The 15758-nt window shown below is 67.8% G+C and carries 13 protein-coding genes; 7 read left to right on the forward strand and 6 right to left on the reverse strand.

What is annotated here, in order from left to right; genetic code table 11:
- The first annotated feature begins 25 nt into the window (after positions 1-25).
- Positions 26-2170 carry an acyl-CoA dehydrogenase family protein gene (locus tag J2W14_RS17710; protein ID WP_370871342.1) on the forward strand — a complete coding sequence of 715 codons (2145 nt, stop codon included), beginning with the start codon at positions 26-28 and terminating at the stop codon, positions 2168-2170.
- Positions 2171-2282: 112 nt separating this feature from the next.
- On the opposite strand, the gene glgA is transcribed toward J2W14_RS17710, so the two are convergent.
- Entirely contained in the window at positions 2283-3488 is a 1206-nt protein-coding gene (gene glgA, locus J2W14_RS17715; protein ID WP_307464929.1) for a glycogen synthase, read from the reverse strand.
- Between the two features lie 95 nt (positions 3489-3583).
- On the opposite strand from glgA, the gene glgC reads away from it, so the two are divergent.
- The 3 genes from glgC (at position 3584) to J2W14_RS17730 (ending at position 7093) form a co-directional block, all read left to right on the forward strand.
- Complete coding sequence (glgC, locus tag J2W14_RS17720; RefSeq protein ID WP_307465010.1) at positions 3584-4999, forward strand: glucose-1-phosphate adenylyltransferase; 1416 nt, start codon at positions 3584-3586, stop codon at positions 4997-4999.
- A 72-nt stretch (positions 5000-5071) separates the two neighbouring features.
- Positions 5072-6535 (forward strand): SDR family NAD(P)-dependent oxidoreductase, encoded by a 1464-nt coding sequence (locus J2W14_RS17725; protein WP_307464931.1) that lies wholly within the window; start codon positions 5072-5074, stop codon positions 6533-6535.
- Positions 6536-6622: 87 nt separating this feature from the next.
- Positions 6623-7093, forward strand: a complete 471-nt coding sequence (locus tag J2W14_RS17730; RefSeq protein WP_307464932.1) for a pyridoxamine 5'-phosphate oxidase family protein — start codon at positions 6623-6625, stop codon at positions 7091-7093.
- A 44-nt stretch (positions 7094-7137) separates the two neighbouring features.
- Here the strand turns inward: J2W14_RS17730 and J2W14_RS17735 are convergent, their stop codons facing one another.
- Positions 7138-7590, reverse strand: a complete 453-nt coding sequence (locus J2W14_RS17735; protein ID WP_307464934.1) for a universal stress protein — start codon at positions 7588-7590, stop codon at positions 7138-7140.
- Between the two features lie 382 nt (positions 7591-7972).
- Here J2W14_RS17735 and J2W14_RS17740 point away from each other — a divergent pair, with 382 nt between their 5' ends.
- Entirely contained in the window at positions 7973-8701 is a 729-nt protein-coding gene (locus J2W14_RS17740; protein ID WP_307464936.1) for a response regulator, read from the forward strand.
- 71 nt (positions 8702-8772) lie between these two features.
- On the opposite strand, the gene J2W14_RS17745 is transcribed toward J2W14_RS17740, so the two are convergent.
- Positions 8773-10464 carry a GAF domain-containing sensor histidine kinase gene (locus J2W14_RS17745; RefSeq protein WP_307464938.1) on the reverse strand — a complete coding sequence of 564 codons (1692 nt, stop codon included), beginning with the start codon at positions 10462-10464 and terminating at the stop codon, positions 8773-8775.
- A gap of 179 nt (positions 10465-10643) precedes the next feature.
- Between J2W14_RS17745 and J2W14_RS17750 the strand changes: the two genes are divergently transcribed.
- Positions 10644-11132, forward strand: a complete 489-nt coding sequence (locus tag J2W14_RS17750; RefSeq protein WP_307464940.1) for a pyridoxamine 5'-phosphate oxidase family protein — start codon at positions 10644-10646, stop codon at positions 11130-11132.
- 82 nt (positions 11133-11214) lie between these two features.
- On the opposite strand, the gene J2W14_RS17755 is transcribed toward J2W14_RS17750, so the two are convergent.
- From J2W14_RS17755 to J2W14_RS17765, 3 genes are all read right to left on the reverse strand, one after another.
- Positions 11215-12066 carry a transglutaminase family protein gene (locus J2W14_RS17755; protein ID WP_307464942.1) on the reverse strand — a complete coding sequence of 284 codons (852 nt, stop codon included), beginning with the start codon at positions 12064-12066 and terminating at the stop codon, positions 11215-11217.
- The gene (locus J2W14_RS17760) at positions 12063-12989 is read right to left on the reverse strand and encodes an alpha-E domain-containing protein (protein WP_226762129.1); all 927 of its coding nucleotides are present in this window, start codon (positions 12987-12989) and stop codon (positions 12063-12065) included. Before J2W14_RS17760 ends, J2W14_RS17755 begins: the two co-directional genes overlap by 4 nt.
- A gap of 72 nt (positions 12990-13061) precedes the next feature.
- Positions 13062-14618: a circularly permuted type 2 ATP-grasp protein gene (locus J2W14_RS17765; protein ID WP_307464945.1), complete on the reverse strand. Its 1557-nt coding sequence runs from the start codon at positions 14616-14618 to the stop codon at positions 13062-13064.
- 106 nt (positions 14619-14724) lie between these two features.
- Between J2W14_RS17765 and J2W14_RS17770 the strand changes: the two genes are divergently transcribed.
- On the forward strand, positions 14725-15756 hold the full coding sequence (locus J2W14_RS17770; protein ID WP_307464947.1) for a YeiH family protein: 1032 nt from the start codon (positions 14725-14727) through the stop codon (positions 15754-15756).
- The last annotated feature ends 2 nt before the right edge of the window (positions 15757-15758 follow it).

Raw genomic sequence — 15758 nt, forward strand, 5'->3', positions numbered from 1 at the left:
TGTCAGAACCAACGAAGGAATCGACATGACCGAACTAGCCGACCGCCCCGCGGGCTCCCCTACGACCGTCCCTGCCCGGATGCCGGCATCCCCCCGCCCGGTGGCCGCGCCCGGCGCGACTGCTGCCGCGGCACCCGCCGTCGACGTCGCCGCCTTGGGCGAGCTGCTGCTGGGAAAGTGGGCCGACACCCGCCGCGCCGCACGGGCACTCGCAGGCCGGTCGGAACTGCACAAGACGGAAGGGCTGACCCACACCGAGCACCGCCGCCGCGCCTTCGGCCAGCTCCAGATCCTGGTCGACAACGGGGCCGTGCACCGCGCGTTCCCCGCGTCCGTCGGGGGCGCCGACGAACACGGCGGCAACGTGGCCGGATTCCAGGAACTCGTCATCGCCGACCCCTCGCTGCAGATCAAGGCCGGAGTCCAGTGGGGACTGTTCGGCTCCGCCGTGAACCACCTCGGCACCGAACAGCACCACCAGAAGTGGCTGCCCGGCATCATGAACCTGGACATTCCCGGCTGTTTTGCCATGACGGAGACCGGGCACGGCTCGGACGTCGCCAGCATCGCCACCACCGCCACCTACGACCCGGCCACCGAGGAATTCGTGGTGCACACGCCGTTCCGGGCCGCATGGAAGGACTACATCGGCAACGCCGCCGTGGACGGCGTCGCCGCCGTCGTCTTCGCCCAGCTGGTGACGCAGGGCGTCAACCACGGCGTCCACGCCTTCTACATGGACCTCCGCGACCCCGACACGAAGGAATTCCTGCCGGGCATCGGCGGCGAGGACGACGGCGTCAAGGGCGGACTGAACGGCATCGACAACGGCCGGCTGCACTTCACGCAGGTCAGGATCCCGCGCACCAACCTGCTCAACCGCTACGGCAACGTCGACGCCGACGGCAGCTACAGCTCCCCCATCGCCAGCCCGGGCCGCCGCTTCTTCACCATGCTCGGCACCCTGGTCCAGGGCCGCGTCTCGCTCGACGGCGCCGCCGTCACCGCGTCGAAGCTCGCCCTGAAGACGGCCATCCAGTACGCCACCGAACGCCGCCAGTTCAACGCCTCCTCACAGACCGACGAGGAAGTGCTGCTGGACTACCAGCGGCACCAGCGCCGGCTGTTCACCCGCCTCGCCACCACCTACGCCGCCGGGTTCGCCAGTGAACAGCTGCTGCAGAAGTTCGACGACGTCTTCTCCGGCCGGGCCGACACGGACGCGGACCGCCAGGACCTGGAAACCCTCGCGGCGGCGCTCAAGCCGCTCAGCACCTGGCACGCGCTCGACACGCTGCAGGAATGCCGCGAAGCCTGCGGCGGCGCCGGCTTCCTGATTGAGAACCGCTTCGCCTCGCTGCGCGCAGACCTGGACGTGTACGCCACCTTCGAGGGTGACAACACGGTCCTGCTGCAGCTGGTCGCCAAGCGGCTGCTGGCCGATTACGCCAAGGAATTCCGCACGGTGAACTTCGGCGTGCTGGCCCGGTACGTCGTCGGCCAGGCCACCGGCGCCGCCATCCACCGGACCGGACTGCGCGGCGTCGCCCAGTTCATGGCCGACACCGGTTCGGTGCAGAAGGCCGCCATCGCAATCAAGGACGAGGCCAGCCAGCGCGCGCTGCTGACCGACCGGGTGCAGACCATGGTCGCCGAGGTCGGCTCGGCCCTCAAGGGCGCCAACAAGCTGCCGCAGCAGCAGGGCGCGGCACTGTTCAACAGCCACCAGAACGAACTCATCGAGGCAGCCCAGGCGCACGCCGAGCTGCTGCAGTGGGAGGCCTTCACCGAAGCGCTGGGCACCGTCACGGACCCGGGCACCCGGAAGGTGCTGACCTGGCTGCGCGACCTCTTCGGGCTGTCCCTGATCGAGGACAACCTGTCCTGGTACCTGATGAACGGCCGGCTGTCCATGCAGCGCGCCCGGACCGTGGGCGACTACATCAACCGCCTGCTCGTGAAGATCCGCCCGCACGCCCTGGACCTGGTCGACGCCTTCGGGTTCGGCCCGGAACACCTCCGCGCCGAAATCGCCACGGGCGCCGAGAAGCTCCGCCAGGACGAGGCCCGGGAGTACTTCCGCACCCAGCGTGCCAGCGGCGATGCCCCGGTGGACGAGAAGATCCTGCTGGCCCGCAAGGGCCACGGGACCAGGGCCTCCGGCGCCTGACCCGGCGGTAATTCGACGACACAGACGACGACGGCGCCGCCCCTGAGCCGGGCGGCGCCGTCGTCGTCTGTTCCGTCGTCTGTTCCGTCGTCTGTTCCTCGGCTGCCGGGGGTCAGGAACCCTTGGGGAGCACCGAGCGGTAGACCTCGAGGGTGGTCTCGGTGATGGATTCCCAGGAGAAGTGCTCCTCGGCACGGCGCCGGCCGGCCTGTCCCATGGCCCGGGCGCGGGCGGGATCAGACACAACCTCGATGAGCGCCTCGGCGAAGTCGGTGACGAATTTCTCCGGGTCTAGGGGGATGCCCGTGCCGTCCGTGACCTGCTCGATCGGAACCAGCAGTCCGGTCTCGCCGTGCTGGACCACTTCGGGGATCCCGCCGGTGGCGCTGGCCACGACGGCGGCGCCGCAGGCCATCGCCTCGAGGTTCACGATGCCCAGCGGCTCGTAGATGGACGGGCACGCGAACGCGGTCGCGTGGCTAAGCACCTGGACGACCTCGTTGCGGGGCAGCATCCGCTCGATCAGGATCACGCCGCTGCGCTGGCTCTGCAGCTCCTCGATCAGGCGTGCCGTCTCGGCCGCCAGTTCCGGAGTGTCCGCGGCACCCAGGCACAGGACCAGCTGGACCTCGGCCGGGAGCTTGGCGGCGGCCCGCAGCAGGTACGGCACGCCCTTCTGCCTCGTGTTCCGGCCCACGAAGACAACGCTGGGCCGCTCCGGATCAATGCCGAGTCCGCGGATGATGTCATCACTCTCATCCCGGTTCCACTGGCTGACATCGATGCCGTTGTGAACCACCTTGACCTTGGCCGGATCAACGTCCGGGTAGCTGCGCAGGATGTCCTGCCGCATGCCCTCCGACACGGCGATGATCGCGGCCGCCGCCTCGTAGGCGGTCTTTTCCACCCAGGACGACACCGCATACCCGCCGCCCAGCTGCTCGGCCTTCCACGGGCGCAGCGGCTCCAGGCTATGGGCGCTGAGGACATGCGGGATGCCATGGAGCAGCGACGCAATGTGCCCGGCCATGTTGGCGTACCAGGTGTGGGAATGGACCAGGTCCGCGCCGGCGATGTCCGGAACGATCCGCAGATCCACCCCCAGGGTCTGCAGTGCGGCGTTCGCCCCGCCGAGATCCTCGGGCACGGCGTAGGACGTCACCGTCGCGCCGTGATACCCGGGTTCACGGGGCGCGCCGAAGGCGCGCACCTGCAGATCCACGTGCTGGGCGAGCACCCTGCTGAGCTCGGCCACGTGGACCCCGGCGCCGCCATAGATTTCGGGCGGGAATTCTTTGGTCACAATGTCTATACGCACAAACCCCAAGGTAGTCGTTACGGTGGAACTGATCTAGTGTGAAGACGTTCGGGCGTGCCGGACTGTTTGGGGAAGTACAAAGGCGTTCAGGAGCGATCACCATGCCGAATAAGAAAGTTCTGGCCATTGTCCTCGCAGGTGGCGAGGGAAACCGGCTCATGCCATTGACGGCGGACCGGGCTAAACCCGGTGTCCCGTTCGCCGGAAGTTACCGGCTTATTGACTTTGCATTATCGAACCTGGTCAATTCCCGCTATCTGCAGATCGTCGTCCTGACGCAGTACAAGTCGCACAGCCTGGACCGCCATATTTCCGAAACCTGGCGGATGTCCACGCAGCTGGGCAATTACATCGCCTCGGTCCCCGCGCAGCAGCGCGTGGGCAAGAGCTGGTTCCTCGGCAGCGCCAACGCCATCTACCAGTCCCTGAACCTCATCCATGACGCCAACCCTGACATCGTCGTCGTCGTCGGCGCAGACCACGTCTACCGCATGGACTTCGCCCAGATGGTGGACCAGCACGTCGCCAGCGGCGCCAAGGCCACCGTCGCGGCCGTCCGCCAGCCGCTGCACATGGCCGACCAGTTCGGTGTGATCGAAGTGGACCAGGACAACCCGGAGAGGATCGCCGCCTTCGTCGAGAAGCCGTCCTCCACCCCGGGGCTTGCCGCCGACCCCACCCAGTTCCTCGCGTCCATGGGCAACTACGTCTTCGACGCCGACGCCCTCGTCGAGGCCTTGCATGTCGACGCCGAACGCCTGGACACCAAGCACGACATGGGCGGGGACATCATTCCCTACTTCGTCGACCAGGGCGAGGCCGGGGTCTACGACTTCACCCTGAACCAGATCCCCGGCTCCACCGAACGCGACCGCACCTATTGGCGCGACGTCGGCACCATCGACTCGTTCTACGACGCGCACATGGACCTCATCTCGCCCGTGCCGGTTTTCAACCTCTACAACTCGGAATGGCCGATCTACACACGGCAGAGCATCTCCCCGCCGGCCAAGTTCGTCCGCGGCCAGAAGAACACGGTCGGCACGGCCCTGGATTCGATCGTTGCCAGCGGCACCGTGATCTCCGGCGGCATCGTGGAAGGTTCCGTGCTGTCCAATGACGTCTACGTCGGAACCTCCAGCCGGGTGCTCGACTCCGTGCTGATGGACAAGGTCAACATCGGTGAAGGCGCCGTCGTCAAGCGGGCCATCATCGACAAAAACGTCCAGGTCCCGGCGGGCGCCGCCATCGGTCTCGACCCCGAACTGGACCGGGCCCGCGGCTTCAAGGTCACCGACTCGGGTATCACCGTGCTGTCCAAGGGCCAGCTCGTCCCGGAGCCCGGCGAGGACGAACGCGCCCTGTCGGCCGCCAACCTGATCCTGGTGCCCGACGCGGTCAAGGCCGCCACGGAGCACTGGCCCGCCCTGCGGGAATCCGTGGACAAGGTGGCGGAAGTCCAGGCGGCCGCCGTCGGCGTCACGGCTCCGCGGTCAAGCAACGCTCCCTGAGCCTGAACTGCTGCAGCGGGAGTCCGGACCCGGCGTCGGGCCGGGCTCCCCGCAGGCTGTAAAATTGGGGCAATGAGCTCCCCCGATCTGCCGTCCGATCTGACCCCCGAGGAAATCCAGGCCTGCCTGAAGGTCCTGAACAGCATCCACGTCTACGACGAGGAGCACCCGGACTACGTTTCGGTGCGCCGTGCCACCGGCAAAATGTTCAAGGCCGTCAAGCGCCACCGCCGGGTCAGCAAGCGGGACCTGATCGCCGAAGCCGACCGCGCCGTGATCGCCCAGACGGCGACGGCGGCCCCGGACCGGATCGACGACGAAACCCGCGGCAACAAGCTCGCCCCTTCCACGACGGGGAGCATCGCCGGGCACTTGATCAAGTCCAGGCCCTGCTACATCTGCAAGCAGCACTTCACCCAGGTGGACGCCTTCTACCACCAGTTGTGCCCGGAATGCGCCGCTTTCAGCCACAGCAAACGCGACGCCCGGACGGACCTGAGCGGACGCCGCGCCCTCCTGACCGGCGGCCGGGCCAAGATCGGCATGTACATCGCGCTGCGGCTGCTCCGCGACGGCGCCCACACCACCATCACCACCCGCTTCCCCAAGGACGCCGCGCGGCGCTTCGCCGCGATGGACGACAGCGGCGAGTGGCTGCACCGGCTGCGGATCGTCGGCATTGACCTGCGCGATCCCTCGCAGGTGATGGCGCTGACCGATTCCCTCGACGCCGCCGGCCCGCTCGACATCATTATCAATAACGCCGCCCAGACCGTGCGCCGCTCCGGGAACGCGTACAAGCCCTTGGTCGACGCCGAGGACGAGCCCCTCCCGGCGGCCCTTCAGGCGGCCAACGGCGGTCCGGAACTGGTGACCTTCGGCCACGCCCACGACAAGCACCCGCTGGCCCTGGCGAGCACCGTGCTGGAGCATCCGGTGCTCGCCGGGGACGCGATCACCTCGCTGGCGCTGTCCACCGGTTCCGCCTCGCTGGAACGCATCGCCGCGGGCACCGCCATCGACGCCGGCGGGCTGGTTCCCGACCAGGCCACCATCAACAGCTGGACCCAGGTAGTCGACGAGGTGGATCCGCTGGAAATGCTCGAAGTCCAGCTGTGCAACGTCACCGCGCCGTTCCTGCTGGTCAGCCGGCTCCGCGGGGCGATGAAGCGCTCCACCGCGCGGCGGAAGTACATCGTGAACGTCAGCGCCATGGAAGGCCAGTTCTCCCGCGCCTACAAGGGTCCCGGCCACCCGCACACGAACATGGCCAAAGCGGCGCTGAACATGATGACCCGGACCAGCGCCCAGGAAATGCTGGAAGAGGACGGCATCCTGATGACCGCCGTGGACACCGGCTGGATCACGGATGAACGCCCGCACTATACGAAGGTCCGGCTGATGGAGGAGGGCTTCCACGCCCCGCTGGACCTCGTCGACGGGGCCGCGCGGGTGTACGACCCGATCGTCATGGGCGAGTCCGGCGAGGACCAGTTCGGGGTCTTCCTGAAGGACTACAAGCCGAGCCCCTGGTAGGCGCCGGCCATATCAGAGCCGGCTGGCCCGGGCTACAGGCCTAATGGCCCTAATGGGTGCCCGGCACAGTACGTAACGTGGGTCCACATGAACACAGAGACGACGCCTGCGCCCGATTTCGGAATATCCATCGACCAGTGCTGGGTACTGCTGGACACCGAGGTCGTGGGGCGGATCGCCCTGATCGTTGACGAGCATCCGGAGATCTTTCCGGTGAACTTCGCGCTCGAGCGCCGCTCGATCGTGTTCCGCACCGCCGGGGGCACCAAACTGTGGGCGGCGATGACGGCCAAACCCATCGCCTTCGAAATCGACGGCTACGACTCCCACGAGCAGGAGGCCTGGAGCGTCGTGGCCCGCGGTGAGGCCGCACTGATCGAAAACCAGCAGGAGAAGGACGCTGTCGACGCCCTGCTGCTGGAACCGTGGCAGCCGGGCGACAAGGATTATTACGTCCGGCTCTCCCCGAAGGCCCTGACCGGGCGCCGGTTCAAGGTCAACCGGCCGGATCTGTGGACCACCCGGCTCTCCGATCCCCGCCGGGCCTCGTTCGAATAAGGCGCCGTTCGAACAGGGCGCCGTTCGTTGGGGGCCGGCCGGACCTACTTGGCGGCCTTCACTTCCGGGGAATGGACGACCAGGACGGGGCAATGGGCGTGGGCCACCAGGGCAGAGCTCACGGATCCGATCAGCATTCCGCCGAAGCCTCCGTGCCCGCGGCGTCCCACCACCACCAGGTCCGCGTCCTTGCTGGCTTCGATCAGGGTGTGCCGCGGGTGTCCCTGGACGAGGCGGCTCTCGACGTTGGCCGGGGTGTCCGCCCCGAACGCCTTCTCCACCGTTTCCTGCAGGATTTCCCCGGCACGGATATCGAAGTCATCGATTCCCATCGCGACGTAACCGTCGTACACCGGGGGGACGTCCCAGCTGGCCAGAGCCACCAGCGTCGCAGACAGTGGCACGGCGAGGCTTTGGGCCTGCCGAAGGGCCTCCACCGACGCATCGGAACCATCAACCCCCACCACGATGGTCCGGATGTCCCTGGCTTCGGTCATGGCAGATCCTTTCGTCACACGGCTGTCGCGTCCAGCCTATAGTGCCGTGCGGGCCGAAGGAGCAGCTAGGGCCGAAAGTCATCCGGGACAGCCCGACGGCCCGTCCCGGCGGGACCAATGACCCTTGCCGGGGCCCGCTACCCGGAGAAGAATTGCAGTCTCCGGGACACAACACGTCCCCGGAGTGGACAATGTAACAAGGGGACAAGGTAACAACGGGACCAGGTAACAACGGGACCAGGCACCAATGTCGGCAGCGACGGCGGCACCTGGGTCAGCGACAATGGATTTAGCAGGCACAACCTGCGGGCGCCATTTGCGAAAATCAGGCTGGGGAGCACCTCACCATTCATGGCAGCGCAAGCCGCCGGACAGGAGAATCATGATTGCCTGGGCAGACGCAGGTCTCACTGCACCCGACGGGGCGCCGTCCGTCATTCGGGTTTTCATCCTGGATGACCACGAGCTCGTCAGGCGCGGACTGCAGGAGCTCCTCGAGGGTGAGGGCTTTTTGGTGGTCGGGAGTTCGGGTTCCGCCGTCGAGGCGACCCGCCGTATTCCCGCGCTCCATCCGGACGTCAGCGTTCTGGATGCCCGGCTGCCGGACGGGACCGGGATTGAGGTCTGCCGGGACGTGCGCTCGGTTGACCCGTCGCTGAACTGCATCATCCTGACCAGCTTCGATGACGAGCAGGCGCTGCGCGGCGCCGTGCTGGCGGGCGCGAGCGGCTATGTGCTCAAGGAAATCGGCGGCACCGACCTCATCGGGGCACTGCGCCGGGCGGCCGCCGGCGAGTCGCTCTTCGCGGAAGGCGTCGCGGCGGGCATCGTGGACAGCCTCGTCGAGGCCGAAGAGGTGGACCCCAGGACGTCCTCGCTCACGCCGCAGGAGCGCCGGGTCCTGGAACTGGTGGGCGGCGGGCTCACAAACCGCCAGATCGCTGCGGAAATGTTCCTCGCGGAGAAGACGGTCAAGAACTACGTCTCGTCCCTGCTGGCCAAGCTGGGCTTCGAACGCCGGACCCAGGCCGCGGTTTTCATCGCCGGGCCCTCATCACCGGTACCGTCCGGAAGCCATGCCGAAACCAGCCGCCCGCACAGTGTCCGCTAGCCGCAGCGTCCGCTGGCTGTCGTCGTGAAGTCCGCGCCCGGCTGTCGTCGTGAAGTCCGCGCCGCCTCAGGTTAGAGCGGCACCGACCACTCAAGGCTCGTGCCGGCGTCCGGGGCGCTGGTGATGGTGCATTCGCCGTCGAGCATCCGGGCGCGGTCCTCGAGGTTGGCGAGTCCCCGGCGTTTTTCGGGTTCGGCGAAGCCGGCGCCGTTGTCCGTGATGACCACCGTCACACGACCCTTGACGACACCCACCGACACCGAAATGGTGTCCGCGCCGGAATGCCTGATGGCGTTGCTGAGCCCCTCCGAGACCACAGCCACGACGTTGTCGGCCTTGTCCGGCGTGACGGCGTCCACCGGGCCGGTGATGATCAGACGCGGCGTGAACGGCATGGACTTCGCCGAGCTGCGCGTGACCCGCCGGATCCGTCCGCTGAGCAGTTCCGTTTCGCCGCTGCTGCTCTTGAGCGAGTAGATGGTGTCCCGCAGGCTCCGGATCGCCTCGTCGAGCTCGTTCGTGATGTTGCGGATCCGCTCGGTGGCAAGTTCGTCCTTGGTGAAACGGGTGAGGCTCTGAACGCTGAGGCCGGCCGCGAACAGCCGCTGGATCACCAGGTCGTGCAGGTCGCGGGCGATCCGGTCCCGGTCGGTGAAGACCAGCAGCTCCTCGCGGAGCCGGTGAACCCGGGCGAGTTCCAGGGCGAGTGCGACGTGGGAACCGAAGACGGCCCCCATCTCGATGTCTGTGCGGGCGTAGCGCAGCGCGTTCGGGTCCCGGATCAGCAGCAGGAGCCCGTGGTGAGCGCCCTGGGTGCTCAGGGCCACCGCCAGCAGCGGGCCGGTGATCCCGCCGTCGATCTCGCCGAAGAGGGCGGAGGCGTTGTCAAGGACCACGGGCTCGCCGCCGTCCAGGACACTTTCCAGCAACGGCGAATCGAGCCTCAGCGTACGGCCGGAAAACTGCGGGCTGCGCTTGCCGGCGGCGCCTGCGACGATATGGCCGCTGCCGTCGGTGGCGGGCGCTACGAGCAGGGCCAGTTGCGACCCCGATTCCTGCAGGGCTCGGCTGGCAATGGGATCCAGCCCGCCGGAGGTGTAGTCGCGGTCGCTGCTAAGCATCAGCCCGGAGACGTCCATGCAGGCTTCCAGCCAGCGGGCCCGGCGCCGGGCGTCGTCGTAGAGCCGGGCATTCTCAATGGCAACGCCCGCGGCGGCCGCCAGGGCGACGGCCAGGCCCTCGTCCTCGGCCGTGAAGTCGCTGCCGTCTTCTTTTTCCGTGAGATACAGGTTCCCGAAGACCACGTCCCGGACCCGCACGGGGACGCCGAGGAAGGACTTCATGGGGGGATGGTTCGCCGGGAAACCGTAGGATTCCGGGTGGTTGTGCAGGTCAGGGAGCCGTAGGGGCCGGGGATCGGAAATCAGGAGGCCCAGGACGCCGTGGCCGGTGGGCAGCGGCCCGATCCGGTGGGCCATCTCCTGGTCGATGCCGACCGTGATGAAGTGGCTGAGCGCCTGGTCGTCGCCGATGACGCCCAGGGCGCCATAGCGGGCATGAAGCAGGCGGCAGGCGGACTGCACCACGCGTTCCAGCACAGCATCCAGGCTGAGATCTTCGGCGACGGCGACAACTGCCTCCAGCAGGCCGGCCATCCGTTCCTGGGACTGGAGCAGTTCCTCGGCCCTGGAAACGAAGCCCCTGAGGACACCATCGATCATGGGTTGTGGCTCAGTGGCGGTCTGGTCTGGTCGTTCCCCCATTGAATGCATGGTCAAGGCCCCAATTCGATACAACGAACACAACGATCGTCCGCGCTGACGATAGTGATGCCAGAATACCCTGAAGCGGGGGCAAAGGCCCTAGACGTCGGACGATATTGCTTCGGATTGTGACCTTATCCCCTACCCCGTCGCCGCGTGGCAGGCGTAGGCTCGCCGGCATGAGTACTGATCCGAAGCCGGGAAAAAACCAGCAGGCACACGAAGTTGAAACCCTCGATCATCACGAATGTTGGCGTTTGTTACGCGGCGTCAGCGTGGGCAGGCTCGCTGTCTGGGTGGACGACCATCCCGACATTTTCCCGATCAATTACAAGGTGGACCACGGTACCCTGGTGTTCCGCACGGCGGACGGCACCAAGCTCCAGGCGGCCACGAGCGACACCCCGGTGGCGGTGGAGGCCGACGGCGTTGACGCCGACAGCGGCATCGCGTGGAGTGTGGTGATCAAGGGACAGGCCGCGCCGGTACAGAACCAGCAGGAGGTCATGGACACCGTGGGGCTGCTGCTGTTCCCGTGGCAGGCCGGCAAGAAAGAGCACTTCGTCAGGATCACCCCGGACACCGTGACGGGACGCCGGTTCAAGGTGGTCCCGCCGCTGACCTGGTGGACACCGCTGGACGACGCCACCCGCTCCGGACTCGAATAACCCCCGATTAACCGTCGATGCGCTATCACACCATGCTGTTCTGGGGCCCCAGAACAGCATGGTGTGATAGCGCATCGGGGAATCAGGCCAGGCGGGTGATCTCCACGCTCACGCTGAGGGCGGAGCCGCCGCCGCCGGACAGGATTCCCTTGAGCGGGGGCACGTCGCGGTAGTCACGGCCCCTCGCCACGGTCACGTGGAAGTCTCCGGCGGGCTTGTGGTTGGTCGGGTCCCAGCTGCGCCATTCGCCGTCCCACCATTCCAACCAGGCATGGGACTGCCCGGCGACCGTCTCGCCGAGTTCCGCCGTCGACCGCGGGTGCAGGTAGCCGGACACGTAGCGTGCCGGGATGCCCCGGCTGCGCAGCGCACCGATGGCCAGGTGCGCCAGGTCCTGGCAGACGCCCTGGCGCTGGTTCCAGGCCTCCTCGGCGTTCGTGGTGACGCCGGTGGAGCCCTTCATGTAGGTCATTTCGCCGCGCATCCAGTCGAAGACCGCCAGGGCGGCCTCGTGCGGGTTGCGGCCCTCGACGACGCCGGGGATGATCCCGAGGACTTCGGCGCCCGGCCCGGTGAGCTGCGACTGCGGGATCCAGTCGCTGAACTTGTTGTGCGTCTCCGGGGCGTCCAGGACGTCCCAGCCGACGATGTCGGCTGCCGCCGGGATCCTTTCGGAGCGGTGCACCTCGACGGTGGTGGTGGACAGGACCTCGAGGTGCTCGTGCGGCATCTGCATGTCAAAGGCCGTGACGCGGGTGCCCCAGTAGTCGCGGTAGCTGCTCAGTGCGGCCTGGGACGGCGAGACCTTCAGGGAGGATTCCAGCACCACCTGCTGGGGATCCGTCAGCGGGGTCATGCGGGCCTCGTTGTAGGAGAGCGTGACGCGTTTGTTGTACTTGTACGCCGTCTTGTGGATGATGCTCAGCCGGGTCATGAAACTTCTCCCACCCAGGCCAGTTCGTCTGCCTGATTGAAGTACTTACGGGAAATGGCGTCCGAGGCCTGCGAGACGGCCTTCTGCACGCGCTCCATGTGCTCCGGCAGTTCCGACATAAGGTCATCGGTGCGGTGGAACTCCAGGAAGGTGCGCGCCTGGCCCACGATCCGGCGGGCGTCATTGATGAAGCCGACGCGCTGGGCCGAGGGGTCCAGCATGGCGAGGCACTCGTCGGCGTCGCGCAGCGCATACACGATGGAGCGCGGGAACAACCGGTCCAGGAGCAGGAACTCGGCGGCGTGCTGGTCGCCGAAGGCCGCGCGGCGGGTCCGCAGGAACGACTCGTAGGCGCCGGCGCAGCGGAGCATGTTCACCCACGACATGCCCGCGGAGAGGACGTCCCGGGTGGAGAGCATCCGCGCGGTCATGTCGGCGCGTTCCAGCGAGCGGCCCAGGACGAGGAACTGCCAGCTCTCGTCGTGGCTGACCGTGGTGTCCGCGAGGCCGCTGACCATGGCCGTGCGTTCCAGCACCCAGTTGCAGAAGCGGTAGGTGCCGACGACGTCCTTGCGGTGCTGGTTGAGCCCGTAGTACGTGGTGTTCAGGCTCTCCCAGAGCCCGGACGACACGGTTTCCCGGGCGCGCCGGGCGTTCTCCCGCGCTGCGCCGAGGGAACCGGCAATGGACGTGGCGCTCTGCTTGTCGTACGCCAGCGCATTCAGCAGTTCGGGGAGGCCGAAATCCTCGCTCTGCGCCCGGGCGCCCATGACGGCGAGGAGTTCCTGCGCCACGCTGCGCTGTTCCTCCATCGGCAGGTGGTTGAGCCGCTCAAGGTGGACGTCGAGGATCCGGGCAGTGCCGTCAGCCCGTTCCACGTAGCGGCCGATCCAAAACAATGACTCGGCGATACGGCTAAGCATTCGCGGTTACCTCCAGCGCATCGGAAATCAGAAAAGAATAGGTCGGCGGAACAATGATCGACACGGTGCGGGTCACTGCTGCTGCTCCTTCTGGCTGTCGCGCCAGTTGCTCTCGACGGGCCAGACCGAGACCCGTTCGCGGACCGTGATGGCCGGGCGCGGCAGGGCCTCCACCGGAACCTCCGGGGAATCCGCAAGCACCCAGGTGTCCTTGGAACCGCCGCCCTGGCTGGAGTTGACGATCAGGGAGCCTTCCTTGAGCGCCACGCGGGTCAGGCCGCCGGGCAGGACCCAGACGTCGTCGCCGTCGTTGACTGCGAAGGGGCGCAGGTCCACGTGCCGCGGGCCGAACCTGTCGCCGCTGAGCGTGGGAACTGTGGACAGCTGCAGCACCGGCTGCGCGATCCAGCCGCGGGGGTCCGCGATGACGCGCTTGCGCAGGGCCTCAAGCTCGTCCTTGGTCGCGTCCGGGCCGATCACCAGGCCCTTGCCGCCGGAACCGTCCACGGGCTTGACCACCAGTTCGTCCAGGCGGTCCAGGACCTCTTCCCGGGCCGCTTTTTCCTCGAGCCGGAAGGTGTCCACGTTGGCGATCACGGGTTCTTCATTGAGGTAGTAGCGGATCAGGTCCGGGACGTAGCTGTAGACGAGCTTGTCGTCGGCGACGCCGTTGCCCACGGCGTTCGCAATGGTGACGCCGCCGGCGCGGGCCGCGTTGACCAGGCCCGGGCAGCCGAGCATGGAATCGGCGCGGAACTGCAGCGGATCCAGGAACTCGTCGTCGATGCGTTTGTAGATCACGTCCACGCGCTGTTCACCGGCGGTGGTGCGCATGTAGACGCGGTTGCCGCGGCAGATGAGGTCGCGCCCTTCGACGAGTTCCACACCCATCAGGCCGGCGAGCAGGGTGTGCTCGAAGTAGGCGCTGTTGAAGACGCCGGGGGTCAGGACCACCACGGTGGGGTCGTCGACGCCGGTCGGTGCGGTCTTGCGCAGGGCGGACAGCAGCCGGCGCGGATACTCTTCGACCGGCCGGATGAGCTGCTGGCCGAAGGCCTCGGGCAGGCCCTTGGCCATCGCGCGGCGGTTCTCCAGCACGTAGCTGACGCCGGAGGGGACCCGGACGTTGTCCTCCAGGACCCGGAACGTCCCGGCGGCGTCGCGGACCACGTCGATGCCGGAGATGTGGACGCGGACACCGCCGGCGGGCTCGAAGCCGTGCACCTGGCGGTGGAAGTGGGCGCTCGTCGTGACGAGCTGGCGCGGGATGACACCGTCGGCCACCACGGTCATCTTGTCGTAGACGTCGTTGAGGAACGCCTCCAGGGCCCGGACGCGCTGCGCCACGCCCTTCTCCAGCACGGTCCACTCATCGGCCGGGATGACCCGGGGCACGATGTCCAGCGGGAAAGGCCGCTCCTCCCCCGCGAAGTCGAAGGTGACACCGCGGTCCAGGAAGGTCCGGGCCATGGAATCGGCGCGGGCGGTGACATCGGCCAGCGAGAGTTCACGCAGGGCTTCGGCGACCTGCCCGTAGGACTGCCGGGGCTGTTGCTCGGGGGTAAACATCTCGTCGTAGGCACCGGAGCGTTCGGCGGCCACTGAGTAATCCTGGAATAGGTCAGACATGTCACTAGACAATCACCTTTTTGTTGCGAAATCATTTCGGCGCGCACCCGGCGGCGCCCGCCGTGGCGGTGACGGCTTTTCCCGGCAGTTGCGTCAAGGTAGACACGTGCCACCGTTTACGCTCACACCGCTGCTCCGGGCTGACCCGTTGCCGCGCCTGCTTCCCGGGCTGCTGTCCGCGGCCGCCGCCGTCGTGCTTGCCCTCGCCGTCCACAGCATGGTTCCGGTGCTCCCGGCCATGACGTTGGCCGTGGCGTTCGGGCTCCTCGCCGCGAATGTCCCGGGGCTGTCCGGCTGGACCGCGGGCCGGGGCCGGCCGGGCCTGGACTTCGCCGGCAAGCACCTGATGCGCGCCGGGATCGTGGTCCTGGGCCTGAAGGTCAGCCTCGTCGATGTGCTGGGACTTGGCTGGGCCGCGCTGCTGCTGATCACGGGGGTGGTGCTGGCCGCCTTCGCCGGAACCTACGGCATCAGCCGGCTGTTCCGGCTGCCGCCGCCGGTAGCGCTGCTGATCGCCACCGGTTTTTCCATCTGCGGGGCCTCCGCGATCGGGGCGATGGCCGCGGCGCGCCGGATCCGGCAGCACGACACCGTGCTCCCGGTGGCCCTCGTGACCCTGTGCGGCACCCTCGCCATCGGGGTGCTGCCGCTGCTGATCCGGCCGCTGGGCCTCAGCCCCGCGGTCTTCGGCGCCTGGGCCGGGGCATCCGTGCACGACGTGGGCCAGGTGGTGGCCACCGCGCAGACCGCCGGGGCGTCGGCGCTGGCCGTCGCCGTCGTCGTCAAGCTCACCCGGGTGATCCTGCTGGCGCCCATGGTCGCCGCCGCCGGGCTGCACCACCGCAGCAGCGCCGACGCCGGCGACGGGCTGAAGCGGCCGCCCATCGTCCCGTTGTTCGTGCTCGGTTTCGTCGCCCTGGCAGCGCTGCGCACCACGGGCTGGCTCTCCCCCGGCGTCCTCGACGCCGCCGCGGTCCTGCAGGACGTGCTGCTGGGGATGGCCCTCTTCGGACTCGGCTCGGCGGTGCGGGTGGGCGAGTTGCTGCACACCGGTGCGCGGGCCCTGCTGGCCGCGCTGGCGTCCTGGCTGCTGATCGCCGCGCTGGGGCTGGGCGCCGCATTCCTCATGATTAGATAGCG

Source organism: Pseudarthrobacter oxydans (assembly GCF_030812335.1).
Lineage (GTDB): Bacteria > Actinomycetota > Actinomycetes > Actinomycetales > Micrococcaceae > Arthrobacter > Arthrobacter oxydans_B.